Origin of the sequence: Bradyrhizobium sp. WBOS07 (genome assembly GCF_024585165.1) — a bacterium.
Taxonomy (GTDB): domain Bacteria; phylum Pseudomonadota; class Alphaproteobacteria; order Rhizobiales; family Xanthobacteraceae; genus Bradyrhizobium; species Bradyrhizobium japonicum_B.
The window spans coordinates 6,149,184-6,175,451 of record NZ_CP029008.1 but is presented as its reverse complement, the minus strand read 5'-3'; the positions used below and the strand labels follow the sequence as shown (position 1 = coordinate 6,175,451).

Here is a 26,268-nt window from a genome sequence, read left to right as displayed (position 1 = left end):
GTTGTTACTGATATATGAGCTGATATATGAGACCTCGTCAACCGAAATCGCGCCGCCCGTCAGCCAAGGCCTCCACCACGAGCGAAATCGCCAGCCTGACGGAGCGGGCCTACGCGCAGCTCGAACAGATGATCGCCACTCTCGAGCTGCGGCCCGGCGCTTATGTCTCGGAGGCTGAATTATGCGAACGGCTCGGGATCGGCCGCACGCCGGTTCGCGAGGCGATGCAACGTCTGGCACGCGATCATTTGCTGCAGATCATGCCGCGCAAGGGATGCGTCGTCTCGGACTGCCGCTTCGGAGACGAGCTCAACGTCATCGAGGCGCGCAGGCCGCTCGAACTGGTGGTCGCACGCGGGGCTGCGATGCGCGCGACGCCGGAGCAGCGCCAACAATTCACTGAACTCGCCGCGGGCATGGTGGCGGCGCTGGAGCAAGACGATTTCGACGCGTTCGCGCGACTCGACGCAGACTTCAATCAGCTCTGCCTCGTGGCGTGCCGCAACGCGACGGTGGCATCCATGATGCGCCTGATCGGGACCCAGAACCGGCGGTTCTGGTTCATGCATCACGGCCGGACACTGCCACGCGAAGGCGTCGAGTGTCATATCGAGATCGCTCGCGCCATCGCAAGCGGCGATGCCGACTTGGCGGCGGACGCGGCTGAACGATTGCTTGCCTATGTGGAGGGCCTGGCGCGACGATCCCCGATTCCAGGCTAGGCGGCCTTCCCTTGCTTCTCAATGGCTGACGTCGCTGCTCAGCCCGGCTTGCGCCGCGCCCACAGCAGCGCCACTGGCCCCAGCGCGATGCCGGCCGCGAGCACGATGAACATTAGCAGCCAGCCGCTCGCACTCTGCGGGCCGCCGGCCACGTCGAGTGCGACGCCGGTTCCCCAGGCGCCGAGCGCCGACAGACCGAAGCCGACCGTCGAATGCAGGGCCAGGGTCGCGCCGCGATGCTCGGAGACGGCCGCCGCGGACATGCCGGCGGTGAGCGCGCCTGAATCAGCAGGCACCGTCACGCCGTAGATCATCAGCAGCAGCGCGAGCACCCAGGCCGGGGCGCTCGCGTTGAAGCCGATCACCAGCGCGACGCAGGCCGAGGCGATCATCACGACCGTGATGGCGCGATGCCGTCCGAATTTCAGGGCGGCCTCGTTGCCGAGGATGCTGGCGGGCATCGAGATCACGGCGAAGCAGAAGCTCATCAGCACCGGCGTCATCCAGGACGGCTCGCCCTGATGCGCAACGACGAAGGTCCAGAACCCGACCAGCCAGGTGCGAATGCCGTAGAGCTCGAAGCAGTGGGCGCCGTAGCCGAGGATGTAGCCGAGCGCCTCGCGATTGGCGAGGACGGGTGCAAAGTTGAGAAGACGCCCAGACTTCGGCGCTGGCCGCCGTCCCTCGATCAGCAGGCACGCGATCACCATCGCGATGGGGCCGACGCCGGTGACATAGAACGCGCTCCGCCAGCCCCAGCGGTCGGCGAGGAGCTGCGCAACCAGGAACGACAGGCCGACGCCGACCGAGAAGCTCGACGTGTACAGCGTCACCGCCCGCGAGGTGTCGCCGGCGGGCAACCGGTCGGTCAGCGCCTTCAGGCCCGGCATATAGGCGCCGGCAAAGCCCAATCCTGCGAGCGACCAGATGATGGTGCCCGACCAGAATCCCTCGGCAAAGATGCCGAAGGCGATGGTCGCAAGCCCGCTGACGATGGAGCCGCACAGCAGCACGATCCGCGCGTCGATGCGATCGGTCAGCGTCGTCAGCACCGGGACGGCCAGCATGTAGCCGAACGCATAGCCGCTCGCCATCAACCCGCCGTCGGCGGCGGACAGCCCCCATGCCGGCATCAGATGCTGCGCCAGATTCGCCGACAGCGTCACGTGCGGCAGCAGATTGCCGAGCTGCCCGACGCACATCGCCGCAATCAACGGTCCCCCGCTCAGGCTCCGAATGCTCTCCTCCCGTCTGGTGGGATCCGCATCATGAACAGCCACAGCCGGTGCGGCCTGCCTTCTTGGCGTTTTCGTCGGCGGCGCAGCAGGCTGAGCTCTCCTCCTTTGCCGGACCGCCACAGCATCCCGCATCCGCCGCCTCGACACCACCGCGCGTGCAGACGCCGGTCTCCGGCAGCACGAGCTCGACCCGAGCGGCAGCCTTCTTGTCGCCGGCAATGTCGGCCGCGATGGAGCGCACCTGCTCGTATCCGGTCATCATCAGGAAGGTCGGTGCACGGCCGTAGGACTTCATGCCGGCGAGATAGAAGCCCGGCTCGTCATGCGCGAGCTCGCGCGCGCCGTGCGGACGGACCGTGCCGCAGCTGTGCTCGTTGGGATCGATCAGCGGCGCGAGCGCGACAGGCGCCTCGATGGCCGGATCGAGCCGCAGCCGCAGCTCGGACAGGAACGACAGATCGGGGCGAAAGCCGGTGGAGACGACGAGCTCGTCCGCCACCACACTGCGCGCACCGCAGCCGCTGCCGGCCGAGATCCTGAGGCGGCCTTCGGACTCCGAAAGGTGCGTGACGCCGAATTCGCTCTCCACCCTGATCTTGCCGGCGGTCACGAGCGCGGCAAAGGCGGAGCCCAGTTCGCCGCGCGCGGCAAGCTTGTCGTTGCCGCCGCCGCCGAAGGACTTGGCGGGATCGGCGCCGCGCAACAGCCAGATCGCCTGCGTGCCCGGTACCTCGCCCGCGAGCTGCGCGAGATCGATCAGCGTACCGACCGCGGAATGGCCGGCACCGAGCACGGCGACAATCTTGCCGGCATATCTGGCGCGCTCCGTGCCCCGCACATCCGGCATGCCATAGGCGATGCGGTCGGCGCGCTCGCGCTCGCCGATCGCGGGCAAACCGTTGCTGCCGGCGGGATTGGGAGAGAACCACGTGCCCGAGACGTCGATGACGGCATCGGCATGCAGCATCTCGGGACCCCTGCCGTTCTGATAACGGATCTCGAACGGCGCCCGCTCCCTGCCCTTCGTCTTCGCCTTGTCGAAGCCGGCGCGGCTGATCGCCGTGACCCGGCTCGAGGTCCGGATCGTCTCGCGCAGCTTCGTGCGCGTCGCGAGCGGCGTCAGATAGCGGTCGATCAGCTCGCCACCGGTCGGATAGGATTGCGGGTCCGGCGAATTCCATCCCGTCGGCGCGAGCAGGCGCGCCGCCGCCTTGTCGACATTGTATTCCCATGGCGAGAACAGCTGGACATGCTGCCACTGGCGGATCGCGTGCGCGGCTTCAGGCCCGGCCTCGAGCACGATCGGCGACATGCCGCGCTCGAGCACATGAGCGGCGGCTGCGAGGCCGACCGGCCCTGCCCCGATGATGGCGACGGTCTTGACGTTCATTTTGGCGTTCATTCCCGCTTCTCCCATATTTCTAGAATCATCGAACAAGATCGCAAAAGGATCACGCCGCCGTTTGCGCTGCCTTGCAGCCGGCTTCGTCGGCGCAGCATTCCGCCGCCAGGAAGGCGAGGAGGCCGCGCATCGCGTCAAAGTTCGCGTGGCAGATCAGCGTGGTCGATTCCCTGACCTGGCTGACGAGCCCGACCGCTACGAGGGCCTTGATGTGATGCGACAGCGTCGATGCCGGAATCTTCAGCTTCTCCTGCAGGCGGCCGACGGGCATGCCGGCGTGCCCGGCCCGGACCAGGGCCCGGTAGATCTGGAGCCGGGTTTGATTGCCCAGGGCCTCCAGACGTGCTGCTGCGTCGGCGATCTTCATGACGTTCATGCTGCACTCGTTCGCACGCGCTGTCAAACCATATTTCTAGAATATTCGAATTATGATTGCGGCGACGGACGAGATTCAGATTGACTCGGCCTCATAATTCCATAAATCTGGATATATGGAAAACGAAGAAGCCGTCCTCGCCCTCGCCGCACTGGCTCAGCCGACCCGCCTGGAGGCATTCCGGACGCTGGTGAGACATGAGCCCGACGGCCTTGCCGCCGGCGATCTCGCCCGCCTGCTCGAGGTTCCGCAGAATACGCTGTCCGCGCATCTGGCGATCCTGAGCCGGGCGCGCCTCGTCTCCTCCGAGCGGCACAGCCGCTCGATCGTCTACCGCGCCAATCTCGGCGAATTCCGCGACATCGCGGTGTTCCTGTTGCGCGATTGCTGCGGCGGACGTCCCGAGGTCTGCAATCCCGTCGTCGAAACTCTGCAATCCTGCTGCTCGCCGAAACGGAAGGAGCGAAGCCGTGCCTGACCCGATCTACAACGTCCTGTTTCTATGCACCGGCAATTCGGCGCGATCCATCCTGGCCGAGTCGATCCTCCGCAAGGACGGCGCCGGCCGCTTTCGGGCCTTCTCCGCCGGAAGCACGCCAAAGGGCGCGGTGCATCCGCTGGCGCTGCGCACGCTCGAGACCCTGGAGTACCCGACCGACGGCATGCGCTCGAAAAGCTGGCTCGAGTTCGCCGCGCCCGATGCGCCGGTGATGGATTTCGTCTTCACCGTTTGCGACAACGCCGCCGGCGAGTCCTGTCCGATCTGGCCAGGCCAGCCGATGACAGCGCACTGGGGCATCGAGGACCCTGCCGCCGCCGAAGGCACGGATCTGGAGAAGCAGGCTGCGTTCGTCACCGCGTTCCGCTATCTGAAGAACCGGATTGATACGTTCGTGAGCCTTCCGCTGCGGAGCATTGACAAGCTCTCGCTCGGCACCAGGCTGCGCGAGATCGGCCGCTCCGACGGCGCGACGTCCAACAGAGGCGACGTGGCGTGACGATGGGCATCTTCGAACGCTACCTCACGCTGTGGGTCGCGCTTTGCATCGTCGTCGGCGTCGCGCTGGGGCACGTCATGCCCGGTTTCTTCGGCACGGTCGCGGCCGCCGAGGTCGCCAAGGTCAACCTGCCGGTCGCGGTCCTGATCTGGCTCATGATCGTGCCGATGCTGCTGAAGATCGACTTCGGCTCGCTGGGCGAGGTGCGGAAACATTGGCGCGGCGTCGGCGTCACCCTCTTCATCAATTGGGCGGTGAAGCCGTTCTCGATGGCGCTGCTCGGCTCCTTCTTCATCGGCCATCTCTTCGCGCCGCTGCTGCCGGCCGGCCAGATTTCGTCCTACATCGCCGGCCTGATTCTGCTGGCGGCCGCGCCCTGCACCGCGATGGTGTTCGTGTGGTCGAACCTGTGCGAGGGCGAGCCTCACTACACGCTGAGCCAGGTCGCCCTGAACGACGTGATCATGGTGTTCCTGTTCGCGCCGCTGGTGGGACTGCTGCTGGGTGTCGCCTCGATCAGCGTGCCCTGGGGCACGCTGCTGCTCTCCGTCCTGCTCTACATCGTGGTTCCCGTGATCGTCGCACAGCTGTGGCGCAAGGTGCTGCTGCGAAGCGGCACTGCCGGCTTCGACCGCGTCATGCGCACGCTGCAGCCTCTGTCGCTGGTCGCGCTGCTCGCCACATTGGTGCTGCTGTTCGGCTTCCAGGGCGAGCAGATCGTCAGCCAGCCGCTCGTCATTGCCATCCTCGCCGTGCCGATCCTGGTCCAGGTCTATCTCAATGCGGGCCTGGCGTATTGGCTGAGCCGGCGGTTTGGCGTGGCCTGGTGTGTCGCAGCTCCAGCCGCCCTCATCGGCGCGAGCAATTTCTTCGAGCTGGCGGTCGCCGCCGCGATCAGCCTGTTCGGCCTGGATTCCGGCGCTGCGCTGGCGACCGTGGTCGGCGTGCTGGTCGAGGTGCCCGTGATGCTGTCCGTCGTCCGCATCGTCAAGGCGACGCGGGGCTGGTATGAAGCGGGCGCCGCCAGCGCTGCCACGGCTTTGGAAGCCCGCCAGTAAGGCGTCAGCCCGACGCATTCTCCAGAACGAATCCCAGGTCAGCGCGTGATGGCAGCAGCTGTCACGCGACAGTAGGACGCAAGCGCAAATCGATTGCGCCGTTGATGCCGCAAATCGCGAGAGCTATCGATCGGCAAAGCCAATATTCGATCGGGAGAAACGCATGAGCACCATCACCGGCGGCTGTCACTGTGGCGCAATCCGTTATGAGGTCGAGGGCGACGCGATCGTGCACGCGCTGTGCCACTGCCGCGATTGCCGGCTCCACGCCGGCGCTCCGGTGGTCGGCTGGACGATGTATCCGGAGAACGCCGTCAAGGTGACCAAGGGCGAGCCCAGGATCTACAGCTCGTCGGAACACGGTCGGCGGCATTTTTGCGGCAATTGCGGCACCGGCCTGTTCTACTTCAATGCCAGCCTGTTGCCCGGAATGATCGACATCCAGAGCGCGACCTACGACGATCCCGAGGCTGTGCCGCCGTCCATGCAGATCCAGGTCGCCGAACGCCTGCGCTGGATGGAGCACGCGCACGAACTGCCGACGTTCGAGCGCTATCCGCCGCAGCCATAGCGGAGGATGACACCGGCTCCTTCGGCGTCATCCAGGGGCAGGTATGACTCGTGGCGGCGCCTGCGCGCACGCCTCGTCGTTCGAGACGGCGCTGACGCGCCTCCTCAGCATGAGGCTCAACGGCGTCAGTGCCCGTTGAAGCTGCCGCCGCACAGCTCGCCATATCCAGCTCAACCGATCACCTGCGAGCCGACAAAGCGCATGAATGGCCTTTGACCATCGGCACCGAACAGCACGACCGTGTAGGGCTCCGGCTTGCCGCCTTCCATCCCGGGCGATCCGACCGGCATGCCCGGCACAGCGAGCCCTTTCGCAATGGGGCGCTCCGAGAGGAGGCGCCGCACGGCTGCGGCCGGCACATGGCCCTCGATGAGATAACCTGCGACCTCCGCCGTGTGACACGCGGCCAGGTCCGAGGGGATGCCGAGACGATTCCGAACTACGTCGAGATCGGCGGTCTCCTCCACTTGGACGACAAATCCTGCGTCCCGGAGGTGCTGCACCCAGCCCGCGCAACAGCCGCAGCTCGGATCCCTATGCACCGTGATGGTGGCGTCTTGGGCCTGCGCCGCAACGGCAGGCCTGACCAGCACTGCCGCCACTGCCGCCACTGCCGCCGCCATCAGCCCTGCAAGTGACCGACGGGTCATCACATGTCCGCGTTCCCTCATCTTCGGATTCCTTTCTTCATCGCTGGATCTCGAGGCCGGAGCGTCTCAGGCATCAACGGGGGCTCGCCTCGCCCTCGTACATAAACGTCATGGGCTTCAGCCCGTTCATATAGCCGGTGCGCATCTCGTCGATGCGAAAGCCGTTGCGAGTCAAGATGTCAGCGATGTCCCGGTTGAGATGACAACCGCCCGAGATGCGCGTCCATGCGGGGGTCAGGCGATCTTGCCACCAGCGCACGTTCGGTTCGGGCGCGCGGCCATGCTCGACGAAGATCAGCTTCCCGCCCGGTTTCAGCACACGGCGGGCCTCCGTCATCGCGCGATCGACGTCCGGAATGCTGCACATGGTCCAGGTCGTCAGGACCGTGTCGATGCTGCGGTTCTCGGTCGGCATAGCCTCGGCCGAAGCTTCGACGAGATCGACCGGAGTCTCCAGATGCGGCGCGTGTCGCGCCATCTCGAGAAGCCTTGGAGCGGGCTCGAGACCCACAAGCTGCGTCACCGTAGCTCCGTAGAACGGCAGGTTGCGGCCGGACCCGACGCCGATCTCGAGGACCCGGCCCTGGGCCGCGCGGGCCGCGCGTTGCCGGTAGGGCGCAAGTTTCTTGTTCCGCATCGCAAGGTCGCAAAGCCGCGGCAGAATGACGTCGTTGTAGAAGCCCATGCGCGCATCTCCTGGCATCGCCGTTTCCAATATTAGCGCGGTGACGGCCAATGCGGCGATCAATTCCATCGCCCCGCCATTCCTGACAGCGGTTCGACATGACTGACCTCATTCGGCAGACTGCAGCACCCGCAATCCCGGACTGATCGGCTTTGTCATTTCGGTCGGTTGTCCCTGGGCCTCGGGCGGCAGGTGGAAGCCCTTGACCAGGCCGAAGATCGCGGGGATCACGATCAGCGTCAGCAGGGTCGATGAGATCATCCCGCCGATCATCGGCAGCGCGATGCGCTGCATGATCTCCGATCCGGCTCCAGTGCTCCACATGATCGGCAGCAGGCCCGCCATGATGGCGACCACGGTCATCATCTTGGGCCGGACGCGCTCGACCGCGCCCACCATGATGGCGTCGTGGAGATCGGCCCGGGTGAAGACCCTGCCCTCGGCGTCGCGCCTCCCCTTCGTCTCGGCCAGGGCGTGATCGAGGTAGATCAGCATCACGACGCCGGTCTCGGCGGCAACGCCCGCGAGCGCGATGAAGCCCACGGCGACCGCGACCGACAGGTTGAAGCCGAACCACCACATCATCCAGATGCCGCCAACCAGCGCGAACGGCAACGACAGCATCACGATCAGGGTCTCGGTCAACGCCTTGAAGTTCAGGTACAGCAACAGGAAGATGATCGTCAGCGTCACCGGCACGACGATCTTGAGGCGCGCCGCCGCGCGCTGGAGATATTCGTACTGGCCGCTCCAGACCACATAAGTGCCGGCGGGAAACTGGATGCTCTCCGTCACCGCGCGTTGCGCGTCCGCGACGTAGCTGCCGATGTCGCGATCGCGGATGTCGACGTAGATGTAGGTCGCGAGCTGGCCGTTCTCGGTCCGGATCGAGGTCGGCCCGCGCGCCGGCTCGACCTTGGCGACCTCGCCGAGCGGCACGGCGCCGCCTGCCGGCATCGGCACCAGGATGTCGCTGGCGATGGCCTTGGGATTGTCGCGCAGGTCGCGCGGATAGCGCATGTTCACGGTGAAGCGCTGGCGGCCCTCCACGGTGGTCGTCACTGTCTGGCCGCCGAGCGCGGCGGCGATGGTGTCCTGCACGTCCTGGATCAGGATGCCGTAGCGGGCGAGCGCCTCGCGGTCGGGGACGATCTCGAGATAATAGCCGCCGATGCCGCGCTCGGCATAGGCCGAGGACGTGCCCGGCACGGTCTTGATCACCCGCTCGACCTGCCGCGCCAGCCGGTCGATCTCGACGAGATCGGTGCCCATGACCTTGACGCCGACGGGCGTGCGGATGCCGGTCGACAGCATGTCGATGCGGGCCTTGATCGGCATGGTCCAGGCGTTGGAGACGCCCGGGAATTGCAGCGCCTTGTCCATCTCCGCGATCAGGCTGTCGATGGTGACGCCAGGGCGCCATTGCTCCCTAGGCTTTAGGTTGACGATGGTCTCGAACATCTCGGTCGGCGCCGGATCGGTCGCGGTCGCCGCCCGCCCCGCCTTGCCGTAGACGGAGGCGACCTCGGGGAACGACTTGATGATGCGATCCTGGATCTGCATCAGCTCGGCCGCCTTGGTGACGGAGATGCCGGGCAGCGTCGTCGGCATGTAGAGCAGCGTGCCCTCGTTCAGCGTCGGCATGAACTCGGTGCCGAGCCGGCCTGCCGGCCAGATCGTGACGGCCAGCACGACGAGCGAGGCCAGGATCACCAGCGTCCTGGCGCGGAGCACGCCCTTGATCACGGGCCGATAGATCCAGATCAGGAAGCGGTTGATGAAATTCCGGCTCTCCGGCACGATCCGGCCGCGGACGAAGATCACCATCAGCGCCGGCACCAGGGTGACGGACAGGAGGGCCGCAGCCGCCATCGCGAACGTCTTGGTGAAGGCGAGCGGGCTGAACAGCCGCCCCTCCTGCGATTCCAGCGTGAAGATCGGCATGAACGACACGGTGATGATCAGCAGGCTGAAGAACAGCGCGGGCCCGACCTCGGACGCGGCCTCGATCAGGATCTGCACGCGAGACTGATCGGGCCTGGCGCGTTCGAGATGCTTGTGGGCGTTCTCGATCATGACGATCGCGGCATCCACCATGGCACCGATCGCGATCGCGATGCCGCCGAGGCTCATGATGTTCGAGCCGAGGCCGAGCAGCTTCATGGCGCCGAACGCCATCAGCACGCCGACCGGCAGCATCACGATCGCGACCAGCGCGCTGCGGACGTGCAGCAGGAACACGATGCAGACCAGCGCGACGACGATGCTCTCCTCGAACAGGGTGTCCTTGAGCGTGTCGATGGCCGCGTAGATCAGGCCGGAGCGATCGTAGACCGGGACGATCTCGACCGATTTCGGCAGGCTGCTCGCGATCTCCTTGAAGCGCCTCTTGACGTTCTCGATGACGTCGAGGGCGTTGACGCCGAAGCGCTGCAGCACGATGCCGCTTGCGACCTCGCCCTCGCCGTTCAGCTCGGTGATGCCCCTGCGCTCGTCCGGTCCGAGCTCGACATTGGCGACGTCGCGGAGCAGCACCGGCGTGCCGTTGCTCGTCTTCAGCACGATGTTGCCGAGATCGTTGATGCTCTTGATGTAGCCCTTGCCGCGGATGACGTATTCGAACTCGGCGAGCTCGACGGTGCGGCCGCCGACATCGGCGTTGCTGGCGCGGATGGCTTCACGGACCTTCTGCATGCTGATGCCGCGATCGCGCATCCGCTGCGGATCGAGCACCACGTTGTACTGCTTGACGAAGCCGCCGATGCTGGCAACCTCGGCGACGCCTTCGGCCTTGGCCAGCGCGAACTTCAGATTCCAATCCTGGATCGTGCGGGTGTCCGCCAGGTTCAATTCCTTCGACAGCACCGCATATTGGTAGACCCAGCCGACGCCAGTCGCATCGGGACCGATGGTCGGGCTGACGCCGGCGGGCAGCCGCGACGCAGCGCCGTTCAGGAGTTCGAGGACGCGCGAGCGCGCCCAGTAGATGTCGGTGCCGTCCTCGAAGATCACGTAGACGAACGAGGCGCCGAAGAACGAGAAGCCGCGCACGACCTTCGATTTCGGCACGGTCAGCATCGCCGTGGTCAAGGGATAGGTGACCTGGTCCTCGATCACCTGCGGCGCCTGGCCGGGATATTCGGTGTAGACGATGACCTGGGTGTCCGAGAGGTCCGGGATCGCATCCAGCGGCAGATGGATCAGCGCATAGAGACCGGCGGCAGCGGCAAAGCCGGTGCCGAACAGCACCAGCAGCAGATTGCGCGCCGACCAGGCGATGATGCGAGCGATCATTTGTGCTCTCCCGTCGCATGGCCGGGCTCGGGAGCCTGAGGCGCTGCTTCCGCAAAGCCCTTGAGCGCGGCCTTCAGGTTGCTTTCCGCATCGATCAGGAAGTTGGCGGATGTGACCACCGCCTCGCCCTCGCCGAGTCCATCCCGCACCTCGATGTAGCCGCCGCCGCGCCGGCCGAGCTTCACCTCGCGCGGCTCGAAGCGCCCCTCGCCCTTGTCGACGAGGACGGCCTGGCGCGTGCCGGTGTCGAGCACCGAGCTGTCCTGGATCGCCAGCACGGGTGCGCCATTGGCCGTGTCGATGTCGGCATCGACGTACATGTCGGGCAGCAGCGCCGCATCCGGATTGGCGAGCTCGATCCGGACGCGAACCGTCCTGGTGTCGCGGTTCACCTGCGGATAGACGACTGCGATCCTGCCGCTGAAGACGCGGCCGGGAAAGCTGCGCGCGCGCACCGTCACGCCCTGCCCAACCGCCACATTGCCCAGATCGCGCTCGGCGACGTCGACCAGGGCCCAGACCTGCGAGATGTCCGCGATCCGGAACAGCACGTCGCCAGGATTGGCGCGCATGCCTTCGATCGCGCTGCGCTCGAGCACGATGCCGTCGCGCGGCGCCGACCAATGGACGGTGACGGGCGCGACGCGCGTCTTTTCCATCTCGGCGATGACAGGCTCGGGCACGTCGAGATTGACCAGCCGCTGCCGCGAGCCGCGCCCGTACATCTCGACGCCGCCCACCGTCTTCGAGGTGATGGTGGAGAGATATTCCGCCGCGGCGGAGGCAACCGCCGAACTGTAGATTTCCATCAGAGGCTGGCCCGCCTTCACGCGCGTGCCGGTGGTGACGTCGGCGACCTTCTGCACGAAGCTCTCGGCGCGCATCGCGATCACCGAGACGCGGCGCTCGTCGAGCTGGATCGTGCCGGGCGCCTTGACCGCGACGCGGATGGCGCGCCGTTCGACGGGCTCGGATTTCACGCCGGTGCGCTGGATCTTGCCCGGCGAGAGCTTCACCGTGCCGTCGTCGATCTCGTCGCCTTCGTAGACGGGGATGTAGTTCATCCCCATCGGATCCTTCTTCGGCACCGGCGAGGTGTCTGGCAGGCCCATGGGATTGCGGTAGTAGAGGATTTTTCGCGTTGATTCCGCCTGCGCCGGCTTCGGGGCCGCCGCGGCAGCCTGATCGTCGTCGTAGACCGGCAGATAGTCGCGGCCGCGGTCGTCCTTCCTCGGAGCGGCGGACCAGAGCGGCGCGCCACTCGGGTCGCGGTAATAGAGCGGAGACCGGTTCGCCTCGGCCGCAGCCGGGGTCGCCTCGGCATGAACGGACCAGTTCCCCTCGTGCAAGAACCAGGTCGCGCCGAGGGCGAGGCCGCCGCTGAGCGCGAGAACCGTCAGGAGACGCAGCGTCTTCATGGTGTGTCATCGCGCGCCGGGCGCGCGTCCATCTGAATGGGACAGGGAAGTCCGGACGCCGCGGACGGCGTCCGCGCGCTCACTTGGTCGCCGTGACGATCACCTTGCCGGTGACGGTCTCGGGCTCGCCCTGCACCTTGGCGGACAGCGTGACCTGGTAACGGCCCGCCATCGGCAGGTCGGTCTTGAAGGCGTAGACGCCCGGCTCCTTCGAGGGCAGCGGCGCGACATCGGAGACCATCTCCGCCATCCCGTCCGGGGCCATGTCGACACGGGTCTTGAAGATGACGGCATCCGCCACGGGCTTGCCGGTCTGCTTGTTGGTCAGGCGAACCGAGAGCGTGACGTCGTCGCCCTTCTTCATCTGCGCGTTGACGGGCTCGAAGGCATAGTCGCCGGCGCCCGCCATGGCGGCGGAAGCGGCGAGCGAAAGGGTGGCGGCGAGAGCCGCTGTGCTGAACTTCGAAAGCATTGTCCTGTCCTCATGATCTGATCATTCGCCGTGGCGCATAGCGCGCACGTCAGTCGTCGACGCGCGCAGGCAATGCCGCTCGCGTCTCTGGGCTTGGCGAGATCAGATTCGAGGAGGCCGGAAGGGAGGACTGCCGCCGCGGACGGAGACGACCTGATCCTCAGGGATGGCGATCGTGCTCGCCGCCACGGCGAAATGCGCGAAGGCAACCGGCCTGACGTCATCGAGCGCAACAAGCCCGCCGACGCAGCAGAAGCCCATCCCGCATTTGTAGTCGACGGTCTGGGCCGGCGTTCCCTTCATGTCGGGGCAGCAATCGTCCATCGCCATCTCGGCGTCGCCGCCCATCGGCATGGCCATCTGCATGTCCGACGACGTGGCATGGCCGGATGCGGACACGCCAGCCGGCAGCATCGCCAGGGATATGGCGATCGCGAATGCCAGGATGGTACGAACGAACCGCATCGATGATCGACTTGCCTTTCGGGGGCTGCAACGCCTCTTTTCTAACATAACCCGGAGCCGGCGGCGCTCGTTGATCCGGATCAAGCATTCGTGAGCAGGGTCTTTACGGCGGTCGACAAATTGGCCCGGTTTAAAGGCCGGGCTATCCCAGCAGGCCCTTCAAGCCGGCATAGATGGAGCCGACACCGGTCGCGGCGACGCCCGCCAGCGGGCCGACGGTCTGCATCAGGTCCTGGATCAGGCGGGCGCGGCGGCGCAGTTGCTCTTCGCCGACGTGCTGCCCGAGCAGGCGCGCCACGCGGAAGGCGAACGCGTTCGGCTTGCCGCCCTGGGTCAGCACGCGCGGCAGCACCTGGAAGATCACGACGCTGAGGATGTTTCCGGAGACGAAGGCCAGCAGGATGCTCGCGCCATACTCGAACACTTCGCGCCATTCGATCCAGGCTTCCGGCAGGATCGGAACGTGGTCGTGAATTCCCGTGACCGTCAGCATCGACAGGACGCTGACGGCTGCCGCCAGGAACGCCAGTACCAGGGCCGTCAAGGTCGAAACCCGGTGCAGCGGGTAGGCCACGAATCCGAACAGCAACGGTATGACGATCGAGGCGATCCGAAGCGGGATCGGCGACACGTTGAAGGTGATGGTCACGAGCACGTGCGCGATCACCAGAAGAAGGGACGGTATCGCGACGTAGAGAACCGCATGCGTCGTGAAATAGCGCAGCGGGTTCTTGTACCGTTCGAGCCGGACATTGACCCGGTCGAGATCGCGCCTGAGCTTATCGAGCTCGGCGACGATGTCGTCGATCTCGAGTAGCATCGGCCGCACGATGCGCAGGTCCCGCGAGCAATGCTTGCAGGCGATGGCCTCGTCCTTGATCGTCTCGGCGCAAAACGGACACTCCATCGCTAGCGCGAATGCCTCCGCCTCACGAAGGCCTCGGCCTCGTCTCTGGCCCGTTTCAGCTCGTCGCGCAGCTCCTGGCGCTTGCGCAGGAGATCGTCACGCTCCGCCATCAGCGTCGCGGGAACGGCGATGTCGCGCCCGCAGTCGCCGCAGACCAGAGCACCCTCCGCAGTTTCGGCGCAGCAATAAGGGCAGCTCACTTGGGTGCGACCTTCAGCGTGAAGACGGTCGTGCCCGACCGGCCGTCGCTGTCCTTGATGTCGACACGCACGGCGTATTCGCCGGGGGGCAGCTCCGCGTCCTGGATGTTGATGCCGTCCGCCTTCACGAACGGCTTGACCCGCGGGGTGAGGTCCACGTTCGGCGTCCGGAGGAAGATCATCTTGACCGACTCCGGATCGATCTTTGCCCCGCCGAACGACTCGAACTTCAACACCAGCGGCATCGGTGAGCTGACGGCAGCGCCGGGCGAGATGAATTCGACCTTCGGACCGCGCAGGATGCCACGACGGTCGGCTGCGACCGCTCCCTTCGGCGGCGGCAGCTTGGCTTCCTCCTCCGTGATCAATTGCGTGGCGCGCGCAGGTGCCGAAAGCAACAAAGCTGCTGCCATTACCCCCAACAAGACATTCCGCTTCATGGTCCGTTCACCCCTTCCCTCACCTTGTCATCACCGCACGCCGCCATCGCCGATGATCGTGTACGGCGCCCAGAACAGCGGATGCGCATAGGCAAACTCGGTCTTGCCCTCGCTGTCGAGATAGCCGGGGCCATCGACGAGGGCCATCGCCGCCTGGCGCAGCGCCTCGCTGCGCGACAGTTTCGGATCGTCGGCCTGCCGCTTGAACAGATCCGTCACCAATTGCCGCGCCGATTGCGAATGCACCGACCAGTTCGTCACCAGCAGCGCACGCGTTCCGGCGTAGAAGAACGCGCGCCCGAGTCCGGATGCCGCCTCGGCCCCTGCGCCGGCGCCCGCGCCGGTGTTGCAGGCCGACAGGATCACCCAATCCGCATCGAGCTTGAGGCCGAGAATCTCCTCCATGGTCAGAAGACCGTCGCCGCTCTCCCCCGTCACAGCCGGCGACGAGAGAGCGAGCGCCGGCTGCGTCAGACCGTTCAGCTCGCCGGGGACGAGGCCGTGGGTGGCGAAGGCCAGGATCCTGAAGCCGGACAGATTCATGGTCTTCACCGTGCTCTCGGTAGCGTCCTTGCCGAGGAACAGCACCTTCGACGGATCGGCCTGCAGCGCCAGCGCAATCGATTTCAGCTCGTCCGCGGTATCTGGAAGCCGGGGCAGCAGACCGAGCTCGGCGCTGTCGACGCCGTCCAGCTTCGGACTGTTACGCCGCTTCAGCGGGCCCCCGCGCGTGACATTGCTTCCGGCGTCGGCGACCTGAATCTTCTCCCCGCCGCCGTCCGCCTCGGCCTGCTGTTCACCGTTGAAATAGGGATCGCCGAAGGCGACGAGGTCGCCGCGGCCGGGCTTGCCCGGCGGCAATTGCCTTAGCGTGCGCAACGCCGCCGCGGACGGCACCGTCGACACGGCATGAGTTCGCGCCAGCCACGGCACGTTGCGATAGCCGACGAAGAGCGGGTCCTCCTCGGCAGCCACCTGCGCCGGTGCCGTGGGCAACAAGGACAGTGGCAGCAGTCCGAGCGCGCCATTGGTGACGACGATCAGGTTCTTGGCCGGCTTCCAGCCGCTCTCAACCGGCTTGAGCAGCAACTCGTAGAGCTCGTGGCCGAGCGCGAGGTCGAAAGGCGGAATGTCCGAGATCATCGCCGCCGGCGGCTCGAGGGCTTCGCGTAGCTTGCGGATCTTGCTCTCGATGCCGCCGATCTTGGCAGGGACGGCGGCGAACGCAACCGGTCCCGACTTCGGCACCGCCCAGACGAAGCTGCCATTCTGGCCGAAATAGAACGACAGCATCGCCTCGTCATCGGCCAGCGTCGCGCGGATCTCGGCGACGCTCGGCGGCTTGGGCGAGACGAGGTCGGCATAAATCGGGAACTTCTGCTTGATCTCCAGGCGCGCCTTGTCCCGCTGGCTGCGCAAGGCCGCGATCGAGGCCTGGATCTGCCCGACGCCCTTCTCGTCCCGTTCTGCCGAGGGAAGGGCTAGCACATTGTTGAGCGTGCCGAGCTGGGCGTTGACCTGCTTGGTCAGATCCTGCTCCTTGCGCACGAGTTCGGCGAGCGCGGGATCCTTGGCCGCCGCACGCGCACTCGACGCCGCCAGCGCCTGCTGGACCGAACGGCCGCGGATGGCGTCGGCGAGGCTGAACGTCTCCTCGCCGACATCCTTGCCGGTCCCTTCGGCCCTTGCAAGCAGCACCAAGTAGCTCTCGACGATGGTCTGCAGCCGCTGGCTGCGCGCCGCGACCACCGTCGTGTTCTCATCATCGGCGTTCTCGTTGGCCCCCGCCATCATCACCGGAATGGCGGCCTTGTACTCGCGGATCGCCTCGGCATCGCGCTTGGCACGCATCAGGCCGACGGCCAGCGTGCCGCGAGCCGACGCGGCATCGAAGTGATTTTCCCCGACCCGGGCGATCTGCTTCTTCAGGAGCTGCTCGGCGGCCGCGATGCCCGCGTCCAACTGTCCGGAACCGTAGAGCGACAGGATGCGGGAGGGATTGAGCTCGAACACCTGGCGACGCTGGGGCTCCCAGCCGGCGACCGCCTTGTCGATCCGCGCAAACATCTCGCCCGCTTCGGCATTCTGGCGGCGGAGCGTCAGAATGCCGGCGAGCTGCGACAGCAATTGCACCGTCGCTTGCGATTGCTCGGGCACGCCGACCTTGTTGTTGATCTCGAGCGCGACGCGGCCCAGCTTCTCAGCCTCTTCGTAGCGACCCTGGTCGACCAGTATGCCCGCCAGGCCCATGACGAAGCGTGGCGTAACCGAGTTGTACTTGCCGGTGTCCTTCAGGCGCGAGAGCAGCGCGCGACGCGCATCCACCTCGGCCTCGGCGAGGCGGCCTTGCTTGGCCTTCATGCGGGCCTGGCTCAGCACGGTGCCGTCGATCGCCTGGAGCAAAACGGTTTCCGCAGGCGCATTGTCCGCTGCCAGGATCGCCTTCGTGCTCGCGCGCTTGCGCAGCTCGGCATTGCGATAGGCCGCCTCGGCGTCGGCAAACTGCCCGCGCGCCTCGAAGATCAAGGCGCGCGTGAGCTCCGTCTCGCCTTCCCAGCTCTGGCCGAACTTGGCATAAGCCGATCGCCAGTTGGGATGGCCGCTGGTGCGAGCCTCCTGGATCACGGTCTGGCTGCGGCGGAGATAGGCTTCAGCCTGCGCGATGTCGCCCATCTGGATGAGGACGGCCGCAATCCCGCGGTTCGTCACGAACTGCAATCCCTTGGCGCCCGGCATGCTGGCCGATTCACGCAACAGCCTTTGCATGATCTCGAGCGCACGTTTCGGATCGCCTGCAAGCGAGTGCTGCAAGGACTGCAGCTGCAGCATCCGCCCCAGCGCGTTCGGGCCGACGGCGCCGCGCCCGACTTCCACGGCCTTGTCGGCGTCGGTCATCGCTTCGGCGAGCCGGCCGAGCTGGGCACGTGCATTGGCGCGGTCGAAATAGAGCTGGGCCAGATCAGCCCGCGACTCTTTCCCAGTCGGTACGGCGTCGGCGTCCGACTGCAACTCCGCGATCGTCTTCTCGTCGGGCCTGTCGCCGTCGAGGACGGCAGTGATGTCGGCGATGCTGCGGGGCGGCGCGACGAAATCCTTCGGCAGCGCCGCACCGAGTTCGAGCTTGGGTGCTGCTTCCTTGGGAAGCTCGACCGCGACGTTGGCGCGGCCATTGGCGGTATTCAGCGCCGCCATCGCACAGGCTCTGACCTGAGGCGATGCCTTGGCGCGGCAGGCTTCGAGATTGGCGCCTCCGCCTGCGCGCATGCAGGCCTGCACGATCGGCTTGCCGACGCTCATGCGGCAATTCTCCAGCGCTGCCTCCCTGCTCAACGCGGCGGCGGAGCCGGCCGATCCGAGCAGAATGGCAAGTGCCAGCAGGTGGCGCGGGGAAACATCCAGACGGCTCTTGAAAGGACGCGCGGCGTCTAAGCTCATCTCGAAGGACCTTCGGGTAAAATGACTTTGAAGAAACGGGACAATCCTATCCGGCCGGCCGGGAAGGACAAGCATTATCAATGCGGTTCCCGAACGCGCTCAACAGGGCTTCAACGGCCCGTCCGGGGGCCAGGAATGGAGGATCGCCAGGTCCGGCCCGGTTCGCGCCGACAAGCCGCGTCGCACGATCGCCGCGTCGACGGGCGGCCGGCCCGCGCGCTCAGCCCTTCGAGATGACTGCGCGGCCGTAGGGCGGCTGCGCCTGGACCGGCGGGTTGGCGGTCTGGGCGGCGAGCTCGCCGATCAGGCGGTCGGCGTCGGCAGCCATGCCGTCGGGGGCCTGGATCACCAGGCGCTCCAACGCCCAGCGGTAGGACGAGACGCGCTGCTCCAGGCATTGCTGCACCCACTGCACGATCAGCGAGTTCTCCTGCATGCGCGCGACCGCATCGTCCCTCTCCCGCGGCGAAAGCGCGGAGACGCGGGCCATGCTGGCATCGCGCTTCCTGTCGAGGTCGATGACGCGGATCGCGGAGGCGAAGAACGGCTCGAAGCGGGTGATGTCGTTGCGCACGTCCTCGATCAGCAGCGCGTAGCGCGAGGAATGCGAGCGGTGCGGCTCGTCGATCAGCGTGCGTCCGTACATGGTGCGGTCGAACACGACCTTCTGCCGCCAGGGCGAGGGCAACGCCTTGTAGTCGCCGAACACGCTCTTCCATGCCGGGCGCGACAGCGGCGGCTCGATCATGGGATAGGCGAGGTCGCGCAGCTGGCGCTCCTCGTCGGTGAGCTGGAATTGCGAAGGCTTCAGGCCGACGCTGGACGTGACCTCCGCGCCCAGCCAGCGATGCATGTCGTCGCTGCGCATGCTCTCGCGGGTGCGGCCGAAATCGCCGCCGCTGCACGCGCCGAGCGTGGCGGCGAGCAACAGGAGCAGGACGGCCGATCTGACGGGCCGGATCTGGCGGATGGTGTCCGGCATTGCCTGAAGCCGGATGTCAGCGACGGCGACGACGACGCCCCGGCGCTGTGCCCTGCTCTGGGCCGCGGTCGCCGCTGGTTTCATCCGCCTCGCGCTCGATCCGGATGGCGGGAAGGATCAGGATCGTTCCCATGTCCGCGCGCGGAGCGACATCGCCCGACGAGCCCACCCGGCGACCGGCCGGAAATTCAATGATGGTCCCCATGTCAGCTCTCTTCAATTGCCGCGCGACCGAACGCGCCCCTGCAACATGCGATTCATTAAGATCAGCTCATGGTTAACGGGGTGTAAACGCGGCCCGGCGACCGTAACCGCACGGGCCGGCCGCGGCGTCCCGTTCAGGCACGGGATCGCTCCAAAGCCAGCGGCGGCCTTCACGCCTCGTTTTCCTTAACGAGCCTTTAAAGGAGCCTGCGCTAGGCTGGCGACCAGTATATTTTCCAGGTCGCGTATCTCTCCATGACCAAGTCGCTGTTTCCCGGATTCGACGGGCTGATGTCCCTCTCCCGCCGCGAAGGCGTCGATGTTCGGCCGACGCTGCTGCGCGTGCTGACCGACCTCTATGTCCAGACCCGCATCCACAGCGAGGACGAGCAGCGTCAATTTACCGAGCTTGCGACGCGGCTGATCGACCAGGTCGACGATGCGACGCGCGCGGCCGTCAAGGCCAAGCTCGCGATCTATCCGCTGACTCCCGTGCCGGTGCTGCAGAAGCTCGGGCTGGTCGCGGCCCAGGAAGGCCGCAGGGTTCCGCTCGCCCGCGAGATCCCGGCGCCCGCGCCGCCTCCCACCCCAGCCCGCACGCCGAGCGACGCCGAACGGCGCATGGCCGCCAGCATGGCAATGCAGCCGAAGGACGCTGCCGAGATCCACGACATGTTCTTCGGCGCCGGCCCATCCGAGCGCGCGCTGATCCTGCACAATCTGGCGCAGACCCCGCTGAAGGCCGCACCGCGAATTCCGACCGTGCGTGCCAAGCGCGCCATCCAGATCCTGGAGATGGCGGCCATCGCGGGCGACGTCGAGAGCTTCGCCCTGGAGCTCGGCGACAGCCTAATCCTGCCCTCACGTGTCGCAGCCCAGATCGTCGACGATGCCGGCGGCGAAGCCCTCGCGGTCGCGGCGCGCGCGCTCGACATGCCGAGCCCGAGCTTCCAGCGCATCCTGCTGTTCTTCAAGCCGGCGATCGGCAATTCCGTGAACGAGGTGTACCGGCTGGCGCGGCTCTACGACCGCCTCAGCGACCGCTCGGCGCTGGTGATGCTGGCGGCCTGGCGCGGCTCCACGCTCGCCGTCACCCGCGCCAAGTACCAGCCGTCACTGCACGACGGCGAACGCCAGCGCGCCCGCGCCGGCGCGAGCCAGGCGCGGCCCGGCGTGCAGCCGGGTGCGGTGCCGGCGCGCCGCACCGGCACCGATGGATCGTCGGAGCGGTAGCGCGGACGGTTGAGCCCGCAGCCCGGATGGAGCGTTGGGCGCGACACCTCTGCAAGCTCCGTCATTGCGAGCGCAGCGAAGCAATCCAGAATCCCTTCGCAGAGAAATTCTGGATTGCTTCGTCGCTTCGCTCCTCGCAATGACGGCGGTGGTTACGTCTTCGCCAGCTCCAGAAAATGCCGTCCGGCGCGATCCTCGGTCTCGACGATCCAGGCGTCCGGATCGAAGCGGATTTCCCTGGTCAGCCGCTCCTCGATGGTGTGCTCCGGCAGAGGTTGCGGCGCCACCGGCACGAAGAAGCGATCGACGGGGCGGCCGTCGTTGTAGGAGGTCTGCGGGGCCGGCGCGTACAGCATCGCATGGCCGTTGAGCAGCGACACCTTGACGAACACCGCGCCCGCCTCCTCGGCACCGCGACGGCGCACCGCGCCGAACACGCCTTCGGTCTGGCACCGGCGCAGATAGGCGGCGACCCATATGTTGGATTTCAAACGCATGAGTCGAACGATAGGCCGGCGTGGCGCGCGCCGCCAGTGTCAGCGTCCGATTGTCACGCCTTGCCGATGCCTTGCCCTTGCCCGCCATTGATCTGGCGCGCGACGAGATATGACAGCGGCATGGCAAGCGCAAAGCCGACGGCGACCGCATAGGGGATGTTTCTGATGGAATCGGCGGCGAAGCTCGGCACCATCAGCACGACGATCAGGCTGACGCCCGCCAGCACCGTACCTAGCATGATCCAGACCAGAACGGAGACCTTGAACATGGCACCCTCTCTTCCTCGTTGAAGATGGGCGATCATGATCGCAAAGGCTGGCGGCTGTCATTGATCCCAAGCAAATCGCCCCAAGCGGAACGCAGCCTCGCGGCGATGCCGCAAGTTGATCGGCGTCAATGACAGCGGGGATGCGCTTATTCGACGGGATGGCCGATCGCGGCACCGAGCTCGCGCAGCAGCCGATCGGAGAGCTGGCCGGTGACCTGCATCTTGTGCTCGCGCTCGAACTTCTGGATCGCGGACTGGGTCTCGCCGTTCATCGTGCCCGTGATCTTCAGATTGCCGTAGCCGTATTCGGACAGCGCGCGCTGCACCCCGGCGATACGCCGTGTCGCCGGGCTCTGCGGCACGGGAATGGGGGCCGGCGGGCGCATGGCGGACGGCGGGGTCGAGGTCGTCTGCTTGACCAGATTGGTCATGGGATCGTTCGCGCGCGTCGATGCGGTCGCCTCGACGGGCTTCTCCGGCGCCTTCTCGGCGGCGCGCTCGGCGGGTTTGGGCTCGGCGCGGAACTCGGTCGCGCGCGGCTCGAGCGGCGAGCTATCGGCGCCGACGGGACGCGGACGCGGCAAGGGATTCGACAGCTGCATCGATGACGGCGCGGGCAGATTGATCACGGTGCCGAACATCGGCGCCGGGTGCCGGCCGGTCTGCAGGAACAGCGCATTGGCAACGATCGCGCCGACCGCCGCGACCGCGACGAGACCGGCCAGCGTGTCCTTGGGGCTGTGCAGCAGCACGCGCATCACGAGGTTGCGCTCGGTCTCGACATCGACCGTCGCGACCTTGGCACCGCGGCGGCGCGGAGCGGCTTCGTCCTTGGCAGACTTCTTAGGCACTTTTCTTCACCAGAGCGGGTTGGTCCTGAGACTGGTCGCGAGCTTGGTCTTGAAGCTCCTGACCTTGAAGTTCCTGTCCTTGGAATTCTTGTCCTTGAAATTCTTGGCGCAGCGCCGGCGTCAGCGTCGCGATCTTGCTCTCGGCCGGCCTGGCTTGCGGCGGCGTGTAGACGAGCGGCAGCTTGACGGTGACGGCGGTGCCCTCTCCCAACCTGCTTTGTACCGTCAATTCGCCGAGATGCAACGCCACGAGGCTCTTGACGATCGAAAGTCCAAGGCCGGTGCCTTCGTGACGGCGCTGATAGGTCTTGCCCGCCTGGAAGAACGGCGCGCCGATGCGCTGGAGATCGTCCGGCGCGATGCCGACGCCGGTGTCGTTGATGCGCAGCATCAGCTGCGAGCCGGTCACCGCGGCGGAGACGGAAACCTGACCGCCGCGCTCGGTGAACTTGATGGCGTTGGCGACGAGATTGAGCACGATCTGCTTGAAGGCCCTGGGATCGCCGGTCATGACAGGCAGGTCGTGCGGCGCGTCGGTGATGAGGTCGATGCCGTTCTCCCGCGCCTTCAGCGCCAACAGATTGCAGCAATGCAAGAGCGAGGCGCGCGGCGCGAACGGCTCGGACGCGATCTCGAAATTGCCCGATTCCATCTTCGACATGTCCAGGATGCCGTTGACGACCGACAAGAGATGCTGGCCGGAATCGTTGATGAGCTGGGCATATTCCCGGCGCTGGGCCGCGCCCAGCATCAGGGCCTGCTCCTGCGCGATCATCTCCGAGAATCCGATGATGGCGTTCAGCGGCGTCCGCAGCTCGTGACTCATGGTGGCGAGGAAGCGCGTCTTGGCGGCGTCGGCCGCCTCGGCGGCGCTGCGCGCCTGCTCGAGCGCCTGCTCGGACAGCTTGTGGTCGGTGATGTCGCGCATCACGGCGACGACCTCGGCCTCACGCGCGACGTCTCGATCCGAATTGTGGCCCATGTCCTGGTCGAGCGGGCGGCAGCGCATCTGGACCCAGAGAAAATCGACCTGACCGCGCTCCGCACCATCAGCCTCGCGCCGCAGCCGGAACTCGACGCTGCGCACCTCACCGCGCGCCGCATCCGACAGCGCGGTGAGATAGGCCGGGCGGTCGGCGACGTGGACGCGATCGAACAGGCCGTGACCGAGCAATTGCGCCACCGGCAGGCCGAGCATGGCCTCCGCCGCGGGCGAGATGAACTGCACCGCGCCGTTGCGCTGATGCCGCGAGATCACATCGCTCATGTTGCGGGCGAGCAGGCGATAGCGCTCCTCTTCGCGCGAGAGCAGCGCCACGCTGGTGCGTGCCAGCGATTGCGCGCCGAAGGCAAGGCCCGCGGCATAGAGCGTCGCCGAGACGACGCCGCAGGCCATCAGCGCGCCGCGTTCCGCGGCGCTGATGTCCGCGGAGGGCAGCCAGCCGAGCTGACCGAGCAGGATCAGGAGGCCCGCGCAGGACAGCGCGAGCAATGAGGCGAAGGCGGCGACACGGCGCGAGGCCGATAGCGCGGCTTCGAGCGGAACCACGACCAGCCAGACCGCGGCGAACGATTCGATGCCGCCGGTGCTGCCCGCGACCGCCATGATCAGGCCGGCGAGCGCCAGCGACGACAGCACATGCGCGCCTTCATAGCGTCCGGTGCGCGACAGGAACCAGGACAACAGGATCGGCGCGATCAGCCATGCGAAAGCGGCGACCTCGACCGCGCTCGGCGCGCCCCGCATGGCGAGATAGATCGGGAATGCGGCGAAGGCGCCCAGGCTGCCGAGCAGCCGCGGCGCCATGAAGGCACGATGGCGCGCTCGCATCAGCGCATCGGAACGCGCGGAGGGATGCAGCAATGCATCGAGACAATCGCGGATGATACTCAAAACTGTCACGGGTCTCGCGCTTCGGCTCAATCGTCGTAGAAGACGCGCCGGAACGCCTCCTTGTCGTTGAGCCACCGTGTCAGAGCGACCTTAAACGAGTGCTAAGGCGGCAGGACGCCCGACCGGACGCCGGGACATCGCGCGGCTTTTTAGACGATTTGACGACGTCTTCGCTGCGGATGGTGAACACAGGGTTTCATCTTCCCGCTGATGGTTTCGAATTGGTGGATATGCCTGCCGGCAGGATCACGGGCGGCGGCGTCAATCGAAAATTTACGACGCCGTCGATCCCGAAGAATTTTGCGCCAATTCTCCGCGAATTAAGCTCAAGGCAATGACTTGCGATTTATCGAGAGTTGCTAGGTCGGAACGCGCGCGGACCATCGCCGCGGACGGGATCTGCCATACAGGTCGACAAGATGCGTTTTCTGCTCCGCATCACATTCTGGCTCGGGCTGGTGCTGGTGCTCCTGCCGCGGGACAAGACGCCCGAATCGGACAAGCTGCCGCAGATCGGCGCTGCCGACGCGGTTCAGGCTGCGACCGCGGCCGTCTCCGACATGACCCAGTTCTGCAAGCGCCAGCCGGCGGCCTGCGAGGTCGGCGGACAGGCCGCGACCATCATCGGCCAGCGCGCCCAGGACGGCGCCCGCAAGATCTACCAGATCATCAACGACAAGAAAGAGCAGATCGGCCACGACAAGAACGAGAAGATCGACAAGACCGACAAGAAGGCGCCCGACCATACCGGCTCGATCGCGATGGCCGGCGAAGGCGATGCCGTCTCGAGCGAAGCGCCGCGCGACACCCTGAGCCAGGACGACCTCGCGCTGGAATGGCGCGGCCCTCAAGCGGCGAATTAGCGCCAAACCCTATCGATTTCGGCGCCTCGCATCCCTATATTGGCGGGACGCGGGAACATGGGCCAGCATGACGACGATCGACGAAATCAGGGACAATTTCGAGCTTCTGGACGAGTGGGACGACCGCTACCGGTACGTCATCGAGCTCGGCCGGACCCTGGAACCGATGCCGGAGGCCGAGCACTCCGCCGAGAACAAGGTGAACGGCTGCGTCAGCCAGGTCTGGCTGCAGAAGCTGGTCGACCGCAGCCATGGCGCGCCGATCCTGAGGTATCGCGGCGACAGCGACGCGCATATCGTGCGCGGGCTGGTCGCGATCGTGCTCTCGCTCTATTCGGGCCGCACGCCGCAGCAGATTCTGGACACCGACGCCATCGCCGTGTTCGACGAGTTCGGCTTTCGCGATCATCTGACGCCGCAGCGCTCCAACGGCCTGCGCTCGATGGTCGAGCGCATCAAGACCGACGCGAGAGAGGCACTCGCCGAAGCGACGTAGCATTCTTCGTAGGGTGGGCAAAGCGTAGCGTGCCCACGTTCTGAATGCGATTGGAGACGACTCGTGGGCACGGCGCTTTGCGCCTTTGCCCACCCTACGAGAGCTGCGCCGCTACTTCCCCTTCTTCCGCTGCTGCTGTCCCAGGCCCATCTGCTTGGCGAGTTGCGAGCGCGCCACCGCGTAGTTCGGCGCGACCATGGGGTAGTCGGCCGGCAGGCCCCATTTCTCGCGGTATTGCTCCGGCGTCATGTTGTACTGGGTGCGCAGATGGCGCTTCAGCGATTTGAAGCGCTTGCCGTCTTCCAGGCAGACCAGATAATCGGGCGCGACCGACTTCTTCAGCGAGACCGCCGGCTTGGCCGGCTCGAGCGGCGCAGTCTCGGTGCGGCCGGACGACACCCGCACCAGGGCGCCGTGCACCTGGCTGATCAAATTCGGAATATCTGCTGCCGGCGTCGGATTGTTGCTGAGATAGGCCGACACGATGCTCGCCGTCAGCTCGATGAAATTCTTCGTCCCAGCGTCCGACATCGGCCCGCCTCTCTCCACCTTGCGCCTTACGGGATAGACGACGCCGGACCATTGCCTGTCAACAAGCCGTTCGGCCGAAACAAGTCGACGACCGACGAGGCCACAACAACGGCGGCG

General features: G+C 66.3%; 28 protein-coding genes. 8 read left to right on the top strand and 20 right to left on the bottom strand.

Annotation, left to right across the window (positions count from 1 at the left end):
* The first annotated feature begins 26 nt into the window (after positions 1 to 26).
* The gene (locus DCM79_RS29290) at positions 27 to 722 is read left to right on the top strand and encodes a GntR family transcriptional regulator (protein ID WP_257177534.1); all 696 of its coding nucleotides are present in this window, start codon (positions 27 to 29) and stop codon (positions 720 to 722) included.
* A gap of 38 nt (positions 723 to 760) precedes the next feature.
* Here the strand turns inward: DCM79_RS29290 and DCM79_RS29285 are convergent, their stop codons facing one another.
* The 3 genes from DCM79_RS29285 to DCM79_RS29275 form a co-directional block, all read right to left on the bottom strand.
* Positions 761 to 1,924 carry an MFS transporter gene (locus tag DCM79_RS29285; protein ID WP_257177533.1) on the bottom strand — a complete coding sequence of 388 codons (1,164 nt, stop codon included), beginning with the start codon at positions 1,922 to 1,924 and terminating at the stop codon, positions 761 to 763.
* Positions 1,925 to 1,988: 64 nt separating this feature from the next.
* Positions 1,989 to 3,350: an NAD(P)-binding domain-containing protein gene (locus tag DCM79_RS29280; RefSeq protein ID WP_257180878.1), complete on the bottom strand. Its 1,362-nt coding sequence runs from the start codon at positions 3,348 to 3,350 to the stop codon at positions 1,989 to 1,991.
* A 61-nt stretch (positions 3,351 to 3,411) separates the two neighbouring features.
* Positions 3,412 to 3,729: a helix-turn-helix transcriptional regulator gene (locus DCM79_RS29275; RefSeq protein WP_257180877.1), complete on the bottom strand. Its 318-nt coding sequence runs from the start codon at positions 3,727 to 3,729 to the stop codon at positions 3,412 to 3,414.
* A gap of 124 nt (positions 3,730 to 3,853) precedes the next feature.
* On the opposite strand from DCM79_RS29275, the gene DCM79_RS29270 reads away from it, so the two are divergent.
* The 4 genes from DCM79_RS29270 (at position 3,854) to DCM79_RS29255 (ending at position 6,365) form a co-directional block, all read left to right on the top strand.
* Positions 3,854 to 4,216: a helix-turn-helix transcriptional regulator gene (locus tag DCM79_RS29270; RefSeq protein ID WP_257177532.1), complete on the top strand. Its 363-nt coding sequence runs from the start codon at positions 3,854 to 3,856 to the stop codon at positions 4,214 to 4,216.
* Complete coding sequence (locus tag DCM79_RS29265; RefSeq protein WP_257177531.1) at positions 4,209 to 4,736, top strand: arsenate reductase ArsC; 528 nt, start codon at positions 4,209 to 4,211, stop codon at positions 4,734 to 4,736. The genes DCM79_RS29270 and DCM79_RS29265 overlap by 8 nt, the downstream gene beginning before the upstream one ends.
* A 2-nt stretch (positions 4,737 to 4,738) precedes the next feature.
* Positions 4,739 to 5,794, top strand: a complete 1,056-nt coding sequence (gene arsB, locus DCM79_RS29260; RefSeq protein WP_257180876.1) for an ACR3 family arsenite efflux transporter — start codon at positions 4,739 to 4,741, stop codon at positions 5,792 to 5,794.
* 163 nt (positions 5,795 to 5,957) lie between these two features.
* Positions 5,958 to 6,365: a GFA family protein gene (locus tag DCM79_RS29255; RefSeq protein WP_257177530.1), complete on the top strand. Its 408-nt coding sequence runs from the start codon at positions 5,958 to 5,960 to the stop codon at positions 6,363 to 6,365.
* 170 nt (positions 6,366 to 6,535) lie between these two features.
* Here the strand turns inward: DCM79_RS29255 and DCM79_RS29250 are convergent, their stop codons facing one another.
* The 12 genes from DCM79_RS29250 to DCM79_RS29195 all read right to left on the bottom strand — a co-directional run bounded on the left by DCM79_RS29250 (position 6,536) and on the right by DCM79_RS29195 (position 19,518).
* A complete protein-coding gene (locus DCM79_RS29250) occupies positions 6,536 to 7,015 on the bottom strand; it encodes a DUF411 domain-containing protein (protein ID WP_257177529.1) in 480 nt (159 codons plus the stop codon).
* Between the two features lie 73 nt (positions 7,016 to 7,088).
* Positions 7,089 to 7,700: a class I SAM-dependent methyltransferase gene (locus DCM79_RS29245; protein WP_257180874.1), complete on the bottom strand. Its 612-nt coding sequence runs from the start codon at positions 7,698 to 7,700 to the stop codon at positions 7,089 to 7,091.
* 108 nt (positions 7,701 to 7,808) lie between these two features.
* Positions 7,809 to 10,994, bottom strand: coding sequence for an efflux RND transporter permease subunit (locus DCM79_RS29240; RefSeq protein WP_257177528.1), 3,186 nt, complete (start codon positions 10,992 to 10,994; stop codon positions 7,809 to 7,811).
* The gene (locus DCM79_RS29235; RefSeq protein ID WP_257177527.1) at positions 10,991 to 12,412 is read right to left on the bottom strand and encodes an efflux RND transporter periplasmic adaptor subunit; all 1,422 of its coding nucleotides are present in this window, start codon (positions 12,410 to 12,412) and stop codon (positions 10,991 to 10,993) included. The genes DCM79_RS29240 and DCM79_RS29235 overlap by 4 nt, the downstream gene beginning before the upstream one ends.
* Positions 12,413 to 12,491: 79 nt before the next feature.
* Positions 12,492 to 12,884, bottom strand: coding sequence for a FixH family protein (locus tag DCM79_RS29230; protein WP_257177526.1), 393 nt, complete (start codon positions 12,882 to 12,884; stop codon positions 12,492 to 12,494).
* A 102-nt stretch (positions 12,885 to 12,986) separates the two neighbouring features.
* A complete protein-coding gene (locus tag DCM79_RS29225) occupies positions 12,987 to 13,349 on the bottom strand; it encodes a hypothetical protein (RefSeq protein WP_257177525.1) in 363 nt (120 codons plus the stop codon).
* Between the two features lie 142 nt (positions 13,350 to 13,491).
* On the bottom strand, positions 13,492 to 14,256 hold the full coding sequence (locus tag DCM79_RS29220) for a hypothetical protein (protein ID WP_257177524.1): 765 nt from the start codon (positions 14,254 to 14,256) through the stop codon (positions 13,492 to 13,494).
* Positions 14,257 to 14,258: 2 nt separating this feature from the next.
* On the bottom strand, positions 14,259 to 14,456 hold the full coding sequence (locus DCM79_RS29215; RefSeq protein ID WP_257177523.1) for a hypothetical protein: 198 nt from the start codon (positions 14,454 to 14,456) through the stop codon (positions 14,259 to 14,261).
* On the bottom strand, positions 14,453 to 14,869 hold the full coding sequence (locus DCM79_RS29210) for a hypothetical protein (protein ID WP_306556656.1): 417 nt from the start codon (positions 14,867 to 14,869) through the stop codon (positions 14,453 to 14,455). Before DCM79_RS29210 ends, DCM79_RS29215 begins: the two co-directional genes overlap by 4 nt.
* A gap of 57 nt (positions 14,870 to 14,926) precedes the next feature.
* Complete coding sequence (locus tag DCM79_RS29205; protein ID WP_257177521.1) at positions 14,927 to 18,193, bottom strand: CHAT domain-containing protein; 3,267 nt, start codon at positions 18,191 to 18,193, stop codon at positions 14,927 to 14,929.
* 358 nt (positions 18,194 to 18,551) lie between these two features.
* Positions 18,552 to 19,313, bottom strand: coding sequence for a hypothetical protein (locus DCM79_RS29200; RefSeq protein WP_257177520.1), 762 nt, complete (start codon positions 19,311 to 19,313; stop codon positions 18,552 to 18,554).
* A 16-nt stretch (positions 19,314 to 19,329) separates the two neighbouring features.
* Complete coding sequence (locus DCM79_RS29195) at positions 19,330 to 19,518, bottom strand: hypothetical protein (RefSeq protein WP_028135396.1); 189 nt, start codon at positions 19,516 to 19,518, stop codon at positions 19,330 to 19,332.
* A gap of 254 nt (positions 19,519 to 19,772) precedes the next feature.
* Here DCM79_RS29195 and DCM79_RS29190 point away from each other — a divergent pair, with 254 nt between their 5' ends.
* Complete coding sequence (locus DCM79_RS29190) at positions 19,773 to 20,750, top strand: DUF2336 domain-containing protein (protein ID WP_257177519.1); 978 nt, start codon at positions 19,773 to 19,775, stop codon at positions 20,748 to 20,750.
* Positions 20,751 to 20,902: 152 nt separating this feature from the next.
* On the opposite strand, the gene DCM79_RS29185 is transcribed toward DCM79_RS29190, so the two are convergent.
* From DCM79_RS29185 to DCM79_RS29170, 4 genes are all read right to left on the bottom strand, one after another.
* Positions 20,903 to 21,247: a DUF1491 family protein gene (locus DCM79_RS29185; RefSeq protein WP_257177518.1), complete on the bottom strand. Its 345-nt coding sequence runs from the start codon at positions 21,245 to 21,247 to the stop codon at positions 20,903 to 20,905.
* Between the two features lie 53 nt (positions 21,248 to 21,300).
* The gene (locus DCM79_RS29180; protein WP_257177517.1) at positions 21,301 to 21,516 is read right to left on the bottom strand and encodes a hypothetical protein; all 216 of its coding nucleotides are present in this window, start codon (positions 21,514 to 21,516) and stop codon (positions 21,301 to 21,303) included.
* Positions 21,517 to 21,662: 146 nt separating this feature from the next.
* Positions 21,663 to 22,367, bottom strand: a complete 705-nt coding sequence (locus tag DCM79_RS29175; RefSeq protein WP_257177516.1) for a peptidoglycan-binding domain-containing protein — start codon at positions 22,365 to 22,367, stop codon at positions 21,663 to 21,665.
* A complete protein-coding gene (locus DCM79_RS29170; protein WP_257177515.1) occupies positions 22,360 to 24,270 on the bottom strand; it encodes a PAS domain-containing sensor histidine kinase in 1,911 nt (636 codons plus the stop codon). The genes DCM79_RS29175 and DCM79_RS29170 overlap by 8 nt, the downstream gene beginning before the upstream one ends.
* A gap of 410 nt (positions 24,271 to 24,680) precedes the next feature.
* Here DCM79_RS29170 and DCM79_RS29165 point away from each other — a divergent pair, with 410 nt between their 5' ends.
* A complete protein-coding gene (locus tag DCM79_RS29165; RefSeq protein WP_257177514.1) occupies positions 24,681 to 25,124 on the top strand; it encodes a DUF5330 domain-containing protein in 444 nt (147 codons plus the stop codon).
* Between the two features lie 67 nt (positions 25,125 to 25,191).
* Positions 25,192 to 25,620, top strand: coding sequence for a SufE family protein (locus tag DCM79_RS29160; RefSeq protein ID WP_028135389.1), 429 nt, complete (start codon positions 25,192 to 25,194; stop codon positions 25,618 to 25,620).
* Positions 25,621 to 25,731: 111 nt separating this feature from the next.
* Here DCM79_RS29160 and DCM79_RS29155 read toward each other — a convergent pair whose 3' ends face one another.
* On the bottom strand, positions 25,732 to 26,151 hold the full coding sequence (locus DCM79_RS29155; protein ID WP_257177513.1) for a MucR family transcriptional regulator: 420 nt from the start codon (positions 26,149 to 26,151) through the stop codon (positions 25,732 to 25,734).
* Positions 26,152 to 26,268 lie beyond the last annotated feature (117 nt).

Excerpts from the sequence above, each read along its gene's own strand:
- DCM79_RS29245 (WP_257180874.1), bottom strand. The coding sequence starts at position 7,700 with ATGGGCTTCTACAACGACGTCATTCTGCCGCGGCTTTGCGACCTTGCG.
- arsB (WP_257180876.1), top strand. The coding sequence starts at position 4,739 with ATGGGCATCTTCGAACGCTACCTCACGCTGTGGGTCGCGCTTTGCATC.
- DCM79_RS29285 (WP_257177533.1), bottom strand. The coding sequence starts at position 1,924 with ATGTGCGTCGGGCAGCTCGGCAATCTGCTGCCGCACGTGACGCTGTCG.
- DCM79_RS29250 (WP_257177529.1), bottom strand. The coding sequence starts at position 7,015 with ATGACCCGTCGGTCACTTGCAGGGCTGATGGCGGCGGCAGTGGCGGCA.
- DCM79_RS29195 (WP_028135396.1), bottom strand. The coding sequence starts at position 19,518 with ATGGGGACCATCATTGAATTTCCGGCCGGTCGCCGGGTGGGCTCGTCG.
- DCM79_RS29290 (WP_257177534.1), top strand. The coding sequence starts at position 27 with ATGAGACCTCGTCAACCGAAATCGCGCCGCCCGTCAGCCAAGGCCTCC.
- DCM79_RS29165 (WP_257177514.1), top strand. The coding sequence starts at position 24,681 with ATGCGTTTTCTGCTCCGCATCACATTCTGGCTCGGGCTGGTGCTGGTG.
- DCM79_RS29210 (WP_306556656.1), bottom strand. The coding sequence starts at position 14,869 with ATGGCAGCAGCTTTGTTGCTTTCGGCACCTGCGCGCGCCACGCAATTG.
- DCM79_RS29200 (WP_257177520.1), bottom strand. The coding sequence starts at position 19,313 with ATGCCGGACACCATCCGCCAGATCCGGCCCGTCAGATCGGCCGTCCTG.
- DCM79_RS29255 (WP_257177530.1), top strand. The coding sequence starts at position 5,958 with ATGAGCACCATCACCGGCGGCTGTCACTGTGGCGCAATCCGTTATGAG.
- DCM79_RS29275 (WP_257180877.1), bottom strand. The coding sequence starts at position 3,729 with ATGAAGATCGCCGACGCAGCAGCACGTCTGGAGGCCCTGGGCAATCAA.
- DCM79_RS29160 (WP_028135389.1), top strand. The coding sequence starts at position 25,192 with ATGACGACGATCGACGAAATCAGGGACAATTTCGAGCTTCTGGACGAG.
- DCM79_RS29155 (WP_257177513.1), bottom strand. The coding sequence starts at position 26,151 with ATGTCGGACGCTGGGACGAAGAATTTCATCGAGCTGACGGCGAGCATC.
- DCM79_RS29240 (WP_257177528.1), bottom strand. The coding sequence starts at position 10,994 with ATGATCGCTCGCATCATCGCCTGGTCGGCGCGCAATCTGCTGCTGGTG.
- DCM79_RS29180 (WP_257177517.1), bottom strand. The coding sequence starts at position 21,516 with ATGTTCAAGGTCTCCGTTCTGGTCTGGATCATGCTAGGTACGGTGCTG.
- DCM79_RS29230 (WP_257177526.1), bottom strand. The coding sequence starts at position 12,884 with ATGCTTTCGAAGTTCAGCACAGCGGCTCTCGCCGCCACCCTTTCGCTC.
- DCM79_RS29220 (WP_257177524.1), bottom strand. The coding sequence starts at position 14,256 with ATGGAGTGTCCGTTTTGCGCCGAGACGATCAAGGACGAGGCCATCGCC.
- DCM79_RS29190 (WP_257177519.1), top strand. The coding sequence starts at position 19,773 with ATGACCAAGTCGCTGTTTCCCGGATTCGACGGGCTGATGTCCCTCTCC.
- DCM79_RS29280 (WP_257180878.1), bottom strand. The coding sequence starts at position 3,350 with ATGAACGTCAAGACCGTCGCCATCATCGGGGCAGGGCCGGTCGGCCTC.
- DCM79_RS29225 (WP_257177525.1), bottom strand. The coding sequence starts at position 13,349 with ATGCGGTTCGTTCGTACCATCCTGGCATTCGCGATCGCCATATCCCTG.
- DCM79_RS29270 (WP_257177532.1), top strand. The coding sequence starts at position 3,854 with ATGGAAAACGAAGAAGCCGTCCTCGCCCTCGCCGCACTGGCTCAGCCG.
- DCM79_RS29205 (WP_257177521.1), bottom strand. The coding sequence starts at position 18,193 with ATGAGCGTCGGCAAGCCGATCGTGCAGGCCTGCATGCGCGCAGGCGGA.
- DCM79_RS29235 (WP_257177527.1), bottom strand. The coding sequence starts at position 12,412 with ATGAAGACGCTGCGTCTCCTGACGGTTCTCGCGCTCAGCGGCGGCCTC.
- DCM79_RS29185 (WP_257177518.1), bottom strand. The coding sequence starts at position 21,247 with ATGCGTTTGAAATCCAACATATGGGTCGCCGCCTATCTGCGCCGGTGC.